The 11,962-nt window shown below is 48.5% G+C and carries 19 protein-coding genes and 1 pseudogene; 9 read left to right on the top strand and 11 right to left on the bottom strand.

The genetic code is table 11. The annotated features are described in order from the left end of the window. The 5 genes from AB7C91_RS13260 to AB7C91_RS13240 form a co-directional block, all read right to left on the bottom strand. Window positions 1-320 (bottom strand): protein-L-isoaspartate O-methyltransferase family protein (locus AB7C91_RS13260; protein WP_428592220.1); only part of this gene is annotated, 320 nt, incomplete at its 3' end. A 53-nt stretch (window positions 321-373) separates the two neighbouring features. Then, a complete protein-coding gene (locus tag AB7C91_RS13255) occupies window positions 374-826 on the bottom strand; it encodes an N-acetyltransferase family protein (RefSeq protein ID WP_428592217.1) in 453 nt (150 codons plus the stop codon). 37 nt (window positions 827-863) lie between these two features. After that, a complete protein-coding gene (locus tag AB7C91_RS13250) occupies window positions 864-1,289 on the bottom strand; it encodes an SHOCT-like domain-containing protein (RefSeq protein WP_332445799.1) in 426 nt (141 codons plus the stop codon). Between the two features lie 18 nt (window positions 1,290-1,307). Beyond that, complete coding sequence (locus AB7C91_RS13245) at window positions 1,308-1,583, bottom strand: hypothetical protein (RefSeq protein ID WP_332445798.1); 276 nt, start codon at window positions 1,581-1,583, stop codon at window positions 1,308-1,310. Then, on the bottom strand, window positions 1,580-1,945 hold the full coding sequence (locus AB7C91_RS13240; RefSeq protein ID WP_332445797.1) for a DUF2089 domain-containing protein: 366 nt from the start codon (window positions 1,943-1,945) through the stop codon (window positions 1,580-1,582). Before AB7C91_RS13240 ends, AB7C91_RS13245 begins: the two co-directional genes overlap by 4 nt. 411 nt (window positions 1,946-2,356) lie before the next feature. On the opposite strand from AB7C91_RS13240, the gene AB7C91_RS13235 reads away from it, so the two are divergent. The 8 genes and pseudogenes from AB7C91_RS13235 to AB7C91_RS13200 form a co-directional block, all read left to right on the top strand. Further along, window positions 2,357-2,899, top strand: coding sequence for a dihydrofolate reductase family protein (locus AB7C91_RS13235; protein WP_332445796.1), 543 nt, complete (start codon window positions 2,357-2,359; stop codon window positions 2,897-2,899). A gap of 443 nt (window positions 2,900-3,342) precedes the next feature. Then, entirely contained in the window at window positions 3,343-3,576 is a 234-nt protein-coding gene (locus AB7C91_RS13230) for a type II toxin-antitoxin system RelE/ParE family toxin (protein WP_428592211.1), read from the top strand. After that, window positions 3,573-3,881: a helix-turn-helix domain-containing protein gene (locus AB7C91_RS13225; protein WP_428592208.1), complete on the top strand. Its 309-nt coding sequence runs from the start codon at window positions 3,573-3,575 to the stop codon at window positions 3,879-3,881. Before AB7C91_RS13230 ends, AB7C91_RS13225 begins: the two co-directional genes overlap by 4 nt. 100 nt (window positions 3,882-3,981) lie before the next feature. Then, on the top strand, window positions 3,982-4,293 hold the full coding sequence (locus AB7C91_RS13220; RefSeq protein WP_428592206.1) for a hypothetical protein: 312 nt from the start codon (window positions 3,982-3,984) through the stop codon (window positions 4,291-4,293). 168 nt (window positions 4,294-4,461) lie between these two features. Beyond that, window positions 4,462-4,659 carry a hypothetical protein gene (locus AB7C91_RS13215; protein ID WP_428592204.1) on the top strand — a complete coding sequence of 66 codons (198 nt, stop codon included), beginning with the start codon at window positions 4,462-4,464 and terminating at the stop codon, window positions 4,657-4,659. After that, entirely contained in the window at window positions 4,644-4,958 is a 315-nt protein-coding gene (locus AB7C91_RS13210) for an ImmA/IrrE family metallo-endopeptidase (RefSeq protein WP_428592226.1), read from the top strand. Before AB7C91_RS13215 ends, AB7C91_RS13210 begins: the two co-directional genes overlap by 16 nt. A 173-nt stretch (window positions 4,959-5,131) precedes the next feature. Then, on the top strand, window positions 5,132-5,305 hold the full coding sequence (locus AB7C91_RS13205; protein ID WP_428592201.1) for a DUF4411 family protein: 174 nt from the start codon (window positions 5,132-5,134) through the stop codon (window positions 5,303-5,305). Between the two features lie 169 nt (window positions 5,306-5,474). Further along, a pseudogene (locus AB7C91_RS13200) lies at window positions 5,475-5,654 on the top strand (DUF4411 family protein); the annotation flags it as partial. Between the two features lie 66 nt (window positions 5,655-5,720). Here AB7C91_RS13200 and AB7C91_RS13195 read toward each other — a convergent pair. After that, on the bottom strand, window positions 5,721-5,891 hold the full coding sequence (locus AB7C91_RS13195; RefSeq protein WP_428592223.1) for a transposase: 171 nt from the start codon (window positions 5,889-5,891) through the stop codon (window positions 5,721-5,723). 471 nt (window positions 5,892-6,362) lie between these two features. On the opposite strand from AB7C91_RS13195, the gene AB7C91_RS13190 reads away from it, so the two are divergent. Beyond that, on the top strand, window positions 6,363-7,640 hold the full coding sequence (locus AB7C91_RS13190; protein WP_428592198.1) for an ATP-binding protein: 1,278 nt from the start codon (window positions 6,363-6,365) through the stop codon (window positions 7,638-7,640). Window positions 7,641-7,747: 107 nt separating this feature from the next. Here the strand turns inward: AB7C91_RS13190 and AB7C91_RS13185 are convergent, their stop codons facing one another. From AB7C91_RS13185 to AB7C91_RS13165, 5 genes are all read right to left on the bottom strand, one after another. Further along, the gene (locus tag AB7C91_RS13185; protein ID WP_428592195.1) at window positions 7,748-8,824 is read right to left on the bottom strand and encodes a substrate-binding domain-containing protein; all 1,077 of its coding nucleotides are present in this window, start codon (window positions 8,822-8,824) and stop codon (window positions 7,748-7,750) included. A 55-nt stretch (window positions 8,825-8,879) separates the two neighbouring features. Next, on the bottom strand, window positions 8,880-9,275 hold the full coding sequence (locus AB7C91_RS13180; protein WP_428592192.1) for a hypothetical protein: 396 nt from the start codon (window positions 9,273-9,275) through the stop codon (window positions 8,880-8,882). A 4-nt stretch (window positions 9,276-9,279) separates the two neighbouring features. Further along, entirely contained in the window at window positions 9,280-10,566 is a 1,287-nt protein-coding gene (locus AB7C91_RS13175; protein WP_428592189.1) for a TRAP transporter large permease, read from the bottom strand. 6 nt (window positions 10,567-10,572) lie between these two features. Further along, complete coding sequence (locus AB7C91_RS13170; protein ID WP_428592186.1) at window positions 10,573-11,073, bottom strand: TRAP transporter small permease; 501 nt, start codon at window positions 11,071-11,073, stop codon at window positions 10,573-10,575. A gap of 53 nt (window positions 11,074-11,126) precedes the next feature. After that, a partial coding sequence (locus AB7C91_RS13165) for a C4-dicarboxylate TRAP transporter substrate-binding protein (protein WP_428592184.1) occupies window positions 11,127-11,962 on the bottom strand: 836 nt, incomplete at its 5' end.

Genomic DNA, 11,962 nt, shown 5'->3' with positions numbered 1-11,962 from the left:
ATGTTCCGGTATCCCAGAGCATCCAGACGCTCCTTTGCCCGGCATTGCAGCTGCCCAAGCAGCTCAACACTATAGACTTCAGCGGCGAATTGGGCGAGAAATGCCGTCTGGTACCCGCTCCCAGTTCCGATTTCCAAGACCTTCTGCGTCTTTTCAAGCTGCAGTTGATCAGTCATATACAGCACGAGACTTGGCTGGCTGATCGTCTGCCCGTAGCCTATGGGTAGAGGACGGTCCACTTGTGCCAGTGTCTTGTATGGGTCATCGACAAAGCGTGATCGATCGAGGGAGGAGAAGAATTGGAGCAAACTCGCTTCCATACAGATTCATCATACGCCCGGTAGAGGATCCAGGCCAAAGGCCGGCTGGCAAGTCATGTACAGAACTCCCTGCCCAGAAGCAGGTATTCTAGAGAAAAGCCATGTCGTCGATAGAACGAGATGGCTCGTATGTTTTCCTGCATGACCCCCACCTCGATCTCGTCAAACCCATCAGTGAGGGCACAGTCGGCTGCATGCTCCAACAACGCCGAACCGATGTGCATTCCCCGATATTCCTTCGCCACCACCAGCTCGTTGACCAGAGCGGTGCCTTTGTGGTGAAAGAAAGAACGATAGCGCACCACAGAAAGGAACCCTACCACGACAGCATCAATGCATGCGACAACGTTCTGGTAGATGTCAGGAGATTGTTTCATCGCTTGGAAGTGGGCAGCCGATTGGCCTGCACCAATGCTAAACGACTCTCCCAAGTCCTGTGCCAATTGCAGGATGAGCGCTTCGACAGCCTCGATGTCCCTTGCTTCCATGATGCGTAGTACTATCATGACAATCTTCCTTCACTGTTTGTCGTCAGACACCTGTTCAACGGCAAAACACCTTCACCGATGAATCATCGGTGTCCACATCGATGCTCATCTGTTCGAGCGCTTCCATGATCTCCTCGAAGTTTTGCCCATTGATATCGCTGAGATTGAAGGGGATCCCATTTTCCTGCAACGATGACTGGATTTTATCCTGAGCTTCGACAGGTATCAATTTGGTAATGTTCAATCCGGCTTTCACCAGTGCCAAGGGTACTTTGACCGAAACCCGTTCGGTGGACTTCCCTTGTTTGGGATCCACCTGCACATACAGGTATGTCCCCTTCGTGGTTTTGTCCCGTTGTATTTCGACGCCTTCCGGCTCCCGTGTTTTTCCCTCAAGGGCTTGCAGCAGCTTCTCGGCATCCTCGGCGGTAAGTTTGCCTTCTGCCAGCATGGTTAGGATTCTCATTCTCTCTTCACTCATTTGGATTCTCCTTCTTCACTACGTAATACGCAGCTGAATATCTTTCGTATTTGAATGGACTTCGATTTCCGTCCCAATGCTGGAGGAAAGCAAGGAAGGAAGCGCCCCTGCCAAAACAAGATAGTTTCGCGCTTGCTTGGCTGTCTCGGGAATTGCCAACAGGATTACCAGAACGATTGCCCCCAGGATGACAAAGGGAAGCAACAGCAGGTATATGAGCACCATGGGGAGGTACAAGCCGAATGTATGAGAAGGGTCATGTACCTTGATGTGTATCAAAACCGGAAGTGTCATTTGATTTCCTCAATTGCCTGATCGACGGTGATGTCCCCCTGCTCCAGGCGGTCGAGAATGCTGGACACTGGATTGGAGACATCAATGGAAACATCGACGATATCCAAGCGACGTGCAATGCTGTTGAGCCGGTTCTTCACCGTCGGGTAGCTGATGTTGAAGATAGATTCCATCTGCTTGATCGACCCGTGGGTCTTGAGAAACGCCGCAATGAAGATCTGGTCCTCCATACTCAGCTGAGCGAACGGAGGAAGCCCGAAATCCCCTTCAATCGTGATGTTGTCCTCGGGTATGTGTATCTGCTGTATGGTGAACTGTTTGCCGCCTGTCATGGCCAAGAGTCGTTGCCATCCGTGTTCCATATGTATTCCTCTTTCATGGTCACTATAGGTCGCAGTATCGTTTTTGTCAATTTATTTTTTCATAGGTATTCATTTTTTTAATATTTTTAGTATCAAATATTGATTTTATTAATTCTGTATTGAACGTGTGAGTACTTGGCAAAAAAAATTCACACAGAAGGTGTTTTTTCATTGATTCGATTTTGCAAAGGAGACAGGAAAGACGTTTTGCTTGTTCATCCGTTTCCCGAAGGAGACAAATCCAACACTTCATCGACGAGCAATTTTCCAATCGGAGACACGCATTCTAACGTATTGAATGCATTTGTTTTTGCTGTGCACCTGCCGAGAAAGATCGTTCACCCAAGCCATCGACTTGCCTACCGGCACAACCGCCTTGTAGTATGCAGGGAAGAAGGAGGTTGAAGAACCATGAAAACCCAGTATTACACGGCGACAAGCCTTGATGGATTTCTTGCCACCGAAGATGACAGTCTCCAGTGGCTGTTCCCTCTTGGGGATCTTGAAACCTCCAGTTACCCTGCGTTCATCGCCGAAGTTGGTGCCTTGGCAATGGGATCCGCAACCTACGAATGGCTGGTCCGCAACATCAAAGAGACCGGGCAACCCTGGCCGTATGCACAAACAACATGGGTGTTCACCACACGCATGCTGACTGTACCGGAAGGCGCCGACATCCGTTTCGTCCAAGGAGATGTACGACCGGTGCATGCACAAATGCGCTTGGCAGCCGGAGAGAAAAATATTTGGATTGTCGGTGGCGGCGATCTCGCCGGGCAGTTTCATGATGCCGGACTGTTGGATGAGTTGATCATCCAAATCGGAAGTGCGACATTGGGGAAGGGAAAGCCCCTGTTCCCCAGAAGGGTGCTCAGCCCGGTCCTGCAGCTGACCTCTGTAGAGCGTATGGGTACGGGCATGGCTGAACTGCGGTACACCATACAAAAGCCATAAGAGGAAGGCAACGCGTACGGGACAGGTTCCGATTTCTGTCTGATCAGACAACCTGCAAGGAGAATTGGAAGGAAAGCACCGTGCATGAAAAACCACTTTCTGTGTAGACTTTTCTTGACAAGTGGAGGCTGATTTTATTGATAGCTACGCATGAATTAAGAACCGATAGAGCGTGTAGATCGGCTGTTCCCCTCACAGAAGGCCTCCGTTCTGAGACAGGATGTCAACGACCATTCCTGATGAATTAAGCATTGACCAAATAGATGCGACAAGCACTTGACTATACCCTATCTGATAGGGTATTTTGTAGACAGCTTATGCAGATCAATCGTGAATTTGTCATGATGCCGGAGTTCGATCGCCAATGGAAACACCTTGGGCTTGGTGATGAGGAACTTCGGCAGCTACAAGAAGAATTATTGGAGAATCCCTAGGCAGGTGCTGTGCTCAGAGGCACTGGAGGACTTCGAAAGTACCGGATTGCCTTTCCGGGTCGTGGCAAAAGCGGCAGTGGTCGAGTTGCATATGTCGATTTCACCATACATGAAACGATCTACTTGATCACGGCATATCCAAAATCCGAAAAAGACAATCTATCGCCCAAGGAAAGGAAAGAAATCGCGAAAATGATTGTCGTTCTGGAAACAGGTCTGCAGAAACAGGAGACAAGGAAATGAGTGTATATAAAAGCATCATGCAAGGGCTGGATGAGGCCGTCAAATACCAGGAAGGAAAGATCGATGCAAGAAAGACGAAAATTGCAGTAAGACCGGTGGAGTCTTTTTCCAGCGAGGACATCAAGCAAATCCGAAAGCAAGTTGGCTTGAGTCAGGTCCTCTTTGCATCATCCCTTGGCGTATCCAAGAAAACAGTCGAGGCCTGGGAGCGTGGAAGAAATACTCCAGAAGGGCCCTCCCGCCGACTACTTCAGCTGATCAGAGACAATCCTAGAATGATTGAAAACTACGTATTCAAGGCTTAGAAGGAACAGGCGTGAACAAACATATGTTCACCATATGTGGATACTAAGCTTGTTGGCGAATGGATATTGAAGTTCTAAACTGGAGGGGGCGAAACATAAAATGAAAACAACATACACTGTTTCTCCTGCTGTGGTCGATTGGGTAATCGGTCAGTTGGGGGCACACCCAACTCCAGTAAAATCTCTGGATCTCCTGAAGCAATGGCGGACAGGGGCAATGGCCCCCACATTCAATGAAATCCAGGACATGAGTAAAAAAGCCCGCATCCCCCTTGGGTATTTCTTCCTTCAAATCCCACTAAGAGAAGAGATCAAGCTCATGGAGTACAGAACCATAGCAAGCGCAGAATCCGAGAATCCAAGCAGGGAGCTGATAGATACCATCGCCGATATGGAGCAAATAATCGATTGAACACGGGACTATCTGATCGACGAAGGATCTGAAACCAATCCGATTGTCGGCAAGCTCAAAGATGCAACCGATATTGCTGTCATTGCAGCTTATATCCGTACTGTTCTTGGTTTATCCATTAACTGGTTTGAAACGACAGAGAACTCCTTCAATCAGCTCAGAGACAGAATGAGCGAAGCCGGTGTCATTGTCATGATGAACGGCGTTGTCCGCAACAACACACATCGACCACTCAGCATAGAAGAGTTCCGCGCTTTCGCTCTCATCGATTCGTTCGCCCCGTTGATCTTCATCAATGCAACGGATTCTGCAAGTGGCAGGTTGTTTTCCCTCTTCATGAATTCGTCCATATCTGCCTTGGGGTAGAAAACCTGTTCAACGACAGGTACAGCACCTCCAACAGTGTCAATAAACTCGAAACGCTCTGTAATGCGGTAGCAGCTGAAATCCTCGTGCCAGCCAGCTTATTTGGCAAGATATGGAATGCTCAAAGCATCCGAGCTACATCCATCGATGAGTTCATCGGGAAAGTCGCTCATTATGTTAAGTGCGGCCGCATCATCGTTGCACGAAAGGCACTGGACTCCGGAAGAATTGGACAAACCACATACGACGAAATCGTTAGGGATGCAATACAGGATTTCCATGAACAAAAACAAGCCTAGAAAGATAATGGAGGAGATTTTTACCGAACCAAGGGAAGCCGCATAGACAAAAGGTTTTTGGCCTTCGTGGTGGACAGTGTTTCTCGGGGCAAGACCCTGTACTCCGAAGCTATCAGGCTCACCGATACCAACAGACATACGTTTTCTGAGCTTATTGAAAGGATGAAGTTCTGATGCCATTGGGAACCATCTACCTCATAGATACAAATTCCTTGATCACACCAAAGAATTCATACTATCCGTTCGACATTGCATCCAGATTCTGGGATTCTATGGCTGAGAAGATCCAAGAAGGGTACCTGGCAATCCTGGATCTTGTGAAAAAAAGAAATTCTAAAACCCAATGAGAAGGATGACTTAGCCCTCTGGATGAAGGATCTGGATATCGGGAGATATATCGATCATAAGCAACAAGAAATCGTTCTCAAATATGCCGAAATCCTTCAGTTCATCCAACAAGATCCATGTTATTCGGAAAAAGCGCTTCGTCAGTAGGCAGATGAATCTGTCGCTGATCCTTGGTTGATCGCAGTTGCCGCCGTACATGGATTCACTATTGTCACCTTTGAATCATATGTACATATCAATGCGGGTAGTCCTTGCGGTAGAGTAAAGATTCTGAATGTTGCAGAAAAGTTCCAAGTGCAAACTACAGACTTATTCCACATGATCAGGGATCTGAACATCCGGCTATGATAATCATTGAGGTATATTGACAATATCCTCGGATTCATGGCCTTTCGCTGTTTGTAGTGGATAAAACTACATGATGGGCTGCAGGGGAAGGGACAATTCTCCACAGACGAAGTAGATCATATTCATGAAGATCCTCATGTTCTTGAAGCCTCTTGCCCGACTCTTGATGATGCTTATCTTCGAATTGAATCCTTCCAGGATGGCATTGGTCCTCAAGGTCTGGAAGAAGTTGAAGATTTCAAGCTCGAGGAGTGCCGCGGCAGGGAGCAGATACGAGGGGCCATCTCCGTCTATGTCTTCTTCTACAACGCCAAACGCCCCTGCTATACCATAGGGTATGACACCCCCGACAACTATTACCGTCGATTTAGGAGAGGCGAGATACCATCAAAGGGGACTTTCCAGAACCGAGTCCTTTCCGGAATACCCAAGTTTGTCCAAAAGAGGAAAGCGAAACAGGTCTAGACAGCTACCTAGACATGTTTTTTTCTCCACCTGGCGTGCCCGTTCGGGTAAAAAGAGCAATTTCACAAGAAGAAGCAATGAATAACGAAATGCAAACAGTGCCATGCAATCGAATTACTCTAGGTGTCTACTTTTATTGACAGCTACAAAAGAAGAAGTATGATAGCATTTTTTTAGGAAGTTGAATACCAATATTCTCGGAAGCAAAGGATACAATACGTCTCAGGGAAGGAGGATCCCCACATGGAAAAACAAACCTATCTCAAGCGTATTGCTGACGGGCTCTTACAGGAGAGACTCCGCTCTAGCGGTGCTGTTCTGGTCGAAGGGCCTAAATGGTGTGGGAAAACGGCAACTGCGACGAGGGCATCAAAAAGCCAGCTGTTCATGCAGGATCCTGACAAGGCAGCCTCGTACCTCATGGCAGCTGATACAAAACCTTCCCTTCTCTTGCAGGGAGACTCGCCCCGCTTGCTCGATGAGTGGCAAAGCGCACCCGTATTATGGGATGCAGTACGTTTCATAGTCGACCAACGGGGAGGCAAGCCAGGGCAGTTCATTCTGACAGGATCGGCGGTGCCACAGGATGATACGGTACAACATACGGGGACCGGGCGAATCTCACGACTGATGATGCGCCCCATGAGTCTGTTCGAATCCCTGGAGTCGAATGGGATGGTTTCTCTCAAATCGTTGTTCGAGGGGAGTACCAATCCCGAGGGATTCTCAGATGTATCCATAGAAAGCATAGCTTCAGCCATTGTCCGGGGAGGATGGCCGGCTTCCATCGGCGATGAAGGGAGCATTGCGTTGCGCCATGCAGTGGATTATGTGGAGGCAATCATACATGCGGATATTTCCCGGGTTGATGGTGTGGACAAGAATCCTGCCCGGGTACGGGCGTTGATGCGTTCCTATGCCAGAAACATAGCGACGATGGCCACGATCAGGACGAAACGTGACGATATTGCCCTAGGCGATGCCGATACAAGCGTCTCAGAAAAGACGATCAGTCAGTACCTGAATGCGTTGGACCGTATCTTCGTCACGGAGAATCTTCCTGCCTGGAACCCTGTGTTGCGCTCCAAGACGGCAATCAGAACTTCAGTGAAACGTCATTTCGTGGATCCTTCCATCGCGACAGCCGTAATGCGGCTCACCCCTTCCCGATTGCTCGAGGATTTCCAATACTTTGGATTCCTCTTTAAGTCCCTTTGCACCAGGGACCTACGGGTTTACGCAGAGGCCATCGATGGGCAGGTCTTCCACTATCGTGATGCGAGCGGCTTGGAATCGGATACCGTCGTCTGTCTCAACGACGGCAGGTGGGCTCCGATCGAAGTGAAACTCGGTGCCAAGGAGATCGAGGAAGCGGCTGAACACCTGCTGGAGCTGAAGGCCAAGGTAGATACCAATAAGATGAAGGAACCCTCGTTTCTTATGATTCTAACAGGAACCGAGTTTGCGTATCGCCGTGATGACGGTGTGCTGGTGGTGCCGATCGGATGCTTGAAGGATTGATCCGACGTAATGCTGATAGTCCGCGAACTGCAGCCTCAAAAAGTCGTATGAGAGTATACTCATAACGGCATGGGGTATGATGAGCGAAAACCGTGTCCGCTGATACTTCAAGCGTTACGACTGGCAATGGAAATTCCTGCACTATACTCCCCTTCAAAGAATGCCAGACTGCTGCGAAGAACCAACCGCACCGGTACGGAAAGCACCGATGCCTTGGGACGGATGTTCTTCAGGATAAACTCCAACAATATACGCATGGCAAGAAATCCTTGGAGGTAGGAATTCATATCAAGAATACCGGAAAGCACCCCATCTTCCAGATAGGTCTTGTTGTCCGGGCTGAGATCACAGCCAAGAACCTTAAGATCCTTTCTGCCTGAGGCAAGCGCTGCTTTGCAGATTGCCGGAGTATTCGACTCACAGACTGTGTAAAGACCCACAACTTCATCGTCGATCAAGGAAACAAGCGTATCCACCAACTGGGCTTTGTCAAAACAGTCCTGCACAGGAATACAGGTGATGGGTACCGCATGGTTCTGTAGATAGGCAACAAAGCTTTCGTAGTTCTCCATCTGGCCTTTACTTGAAGCATTCCCCAACGCCACCAACAGCTTCCCGGGTTTGCATATCTGACTCATGAATTCAGCGCCGGTTTGGCCGATGAAATCGTTGAACGGCTCGACCGCGCAAAGAAAATCCATGTGTGCGAAACTATCATCGACGAGCACCACAGGATATCCCTTCCCGATGAGTTTCTGGACGGCAAGCTGCAACTTGATCCCCGTATTGATCGGCATGATCACCAAGCCATCCAAGTCGTCCTGATAATACAGATCAGAAAGGATTCTGCACTCTTCATCCTCAAGATCAGACGCCTTACCATCAAAATAGAATTCTCGTAGGGCGATATTCATCCCCATATCCTGGGAAAATGCCGACTTGACTCCCTCTGCAATCATATGATGGTAATCATGGCTTACCCGGGGCTTTTTCCCGACAAAGGCAATATTCAAAGTTTTCCGTTTCAAAGAGGAAGCCAGATAATTGACCTCGTACCCCATGCTTTTCACCGCTTCCAGGATTTTATCCCGGGTTGCAGGACTGAGTCCTTCCTTATTGTATATTGCACGATGAATCGACGTCAGGGAGTACCCGGTAGCCTTAGAAATATCCTTCAATGTCATGAAACCACCACCATCAAGAGTTTACACAGTTACACTATAGCAAAATTCCAGGCCCTCAAGCAAAAATCTTCTTGAGATCCGCCAAATCCTTAGGGCTGAGCGGTAAGGATTCGGAACATGATTCTTTTTCGTTTTCCACAATCAGAACCGCTGCTCCGGGGTGGAAGATCCCAAGATGCCATTCGCCTTTTCCCACAATATACAACCTACCGTCCTCAAGCGGGTGTGCTTCCAACGGTCCAAGCACCTTCCCGCTTCCTGCGGTTACCAAGCAGACACGTCCTTTGAGAAGATAGAAAGCTTCTTCGGTTTCAAGATGCTTCTCCATCCTCCGGGCGCATGAGAGGTCATTGCCCTGAGGATCGTAATCAGCATAGGAGACCCGCCAACCTTGGGAAAAGAAGACATCCCTAAACCCATGTATTTCTGAATCAAGTTCCTTTTCCTGCATGCTATCACCCGTAAATCAAATTCGGCAGGAAGAGGGTAATTTGCGGGAAAAATACCAATACCAGGATTTCCAGGAATATTGCCACGAAGAAAGGAACCGATTCCTTCACAAAATCCCCGATTGAACATCCTTCAATCCCGCAGACAATGTAAATGCCGGTTCCAACCGGAGGCGTCATACAACCCAAGGTGATGATGGTGGACATACAAATGCCAAAATGCACCGGATCTATCCCCAGCGACATGACCACCGGTACGAAAATCGGGGTGAGCAGCAATGTATTTACATCACTATCCAGAAACATGCCGGCAAAGAAAAGGAACGTGAGGAGCAACAACATCATCAACGTTCCATTCGTTGTAATGGAAAGCAAGAACCCACTCATTTTTACCGGAACTTCCCCGAAGGTGAGGGCGTAGCCGAAGATTCCGCTGAAAGCAATGATGACGATGATGGAACCCAGATCAGCAATGGCATTCCGCAACGCTTTCCAGAACCTTTCCCAGGTCAATTCATGATAGATGAATACCCCACAGAAGATTGAATAGACAACTGCAAACGCACCGGCTTCCGACGGGGTAAAGATACCGAAGCGGATTCCAACGATGAGGATGATCGGAAAGAGAAGCGCCCATATGGATTTCTTGAGGTTTGCCCCGATTTCCCTGAACGTAGGAAAGGTTGCATCTTCGGCGGGTTTGTCATAGTGATGGTGGCGTGATGTCAAACTTACGGTGACCATCAAGAAGGCAGCCATGAGAAAACCAGGAATAATACCGGCAATAAACAGTTTCCCGATTGATACATTTCCGAGGAACCCGAACAATATCAAACCAAGACTGGGGGGAATCGTCGCAACAACAAGGCCGGACAGACAGGTAATTGCTGCAGTATACCCTTTGGGATACTGCTGTTTATCCATTTCAGGGCCGAGAATCCGAATCTGCATGCTTGCATCAGCTACTGCAGAACCTGAAACACCGCCCATGAGCGTGGAGAGGACTACGTTTACCTGAGCCACCCCACCATACATCTTTCTTGTCAGCAGTTTGGCAAGCGAGAGCAGGTTTTTGGTAATTCCGGTCTCATTCATCAAATTTCCGGCAAAAATAAAGAAGGGAATAGCCAGAAACGTGAAGGACTGTGTCTGAGCCACCACACGCTGCACGAGAACCGTCCAGGGAACAGCTCGTTCAACGAGGAAGTACCCCATACCAGATATCCCGATCACAAAGGCAATCGGCATACCGATGAGCAACAATACTACAAACAATATCAATAACAGTATCATGGCGGATCACCTATGTGTTTTCTTTTTCAAATCATCGACGGTATTGGATATCATGGAGAACATCATCAGGACTGAGCAAACAGGAAGGCTCATGGTCACCAATGAATAACTGATAGGCAATGTCTGAAACGTCCGCTTCACATTGGAAGAGGCAAGCTTGAATCCATAATAGACGAAGAAGACAAGCAACAAGAACATGCAAATTTTTACAACATAACCAAGTATGACGCGGAGTGTCGGACGCAACTTGAGCACAAGCATATCGATTCCGGGAAGCACACCCGACCTAAGCGCGATATCGCCACTGAGAAAAGCAAGCCAGGCAAAGCAGAGTTTGGTGACATCCATCGTCCACTGGATGGGGATACCGATCTTCCGGGTAAGGGCGGAAAGGAAGACCAGGACGACAATCAGCATGAACAATGCAGCAGCTAGGTAAAGTTCCCCAACACATAACAGGTTGTAGGCTCTGTGAAGCAGGGAACGATCGGAGGACTGTTTTTCCATGATACAACTCCAAACTATCTGCCTCAGCGAAGAGGCAGATAGTAATTCTGAACTTAATTCAATCCAAGTTCCTTGGAAATTTCCTGCAATACATCCGTATATCCGAGTTTCTCGTATACCGGCTGGACTGCTGCCTTGAACGGAGCTTTGTCAACTTTTCTGATGATCATGCCCTTCTCAGCCATTTCCTTCTCTTCGCTCTCGATCATACCGAGTACAAGACCCTGATACTTCACCCCAATATCCCGGAAAGTCTTCACAAACAGATCCTGCGCTTCCTTGCTCCAGGTATCGAAGGTGAGGGTTCCGATGACCGGGCAACCGATAAGCTGGAAGTGCTCGGTCTTGTTGATGTATTTGCTTACTTCATAAATATGAGACGCATATACGGTCGGGGTCTGGGCTTCGCAACCATCGATGACCTTCTGCTCAATACCGGGGTATACCTCAGACCAAGACATGGGGGTGGCGACAGCTCCCATTGCATTGACGCTCTCGGTGAAGAGCGGACTGGCAATGGTTCGGATCTTCTGACCTTTGAGGTCGGCCGGAGTATCAACGGCCTTGTCCAGTACGAAGTTTCTTGGACCACTGTACCAGTTGGAGGTAATCACCTTGATTCCCTGTGCTTCAAACTCCTTCTCCCAACCTTTATAGATGTGGGTATCCAAAAGTGTATTGATGACCGAAATGTCGTCGATCAAGTACGGCATCTGGATAATTCCGAAATCCGGGACAAAACTCATAAGACGACCAGGATCGGAGACCGTGACTATGGCCGCCCCCTGGATGGCTTGTTCCAAGGTATCATCGTTTTCTCCAAGTGCACCGCCAATGAATACCTCGACGTTGAACAATCCGCTCTTGTTGAGAAGATCGGAAGAGCGTC

It is taken from the genome of Sphaerochaeta sp. (genome assembly GCF_050256055.1).
Classification (GTDB): domain Bacteria; phylum Spirochaetota; class Spirochaetia; order Sphaerochaetales; family Sphaerochaetaceae; genus Sphaerochaeta.
Note: the sequence above shows the minus strand (reverse complement) of the source record. Positions and strands in the feature narration are given on the sequence as shown.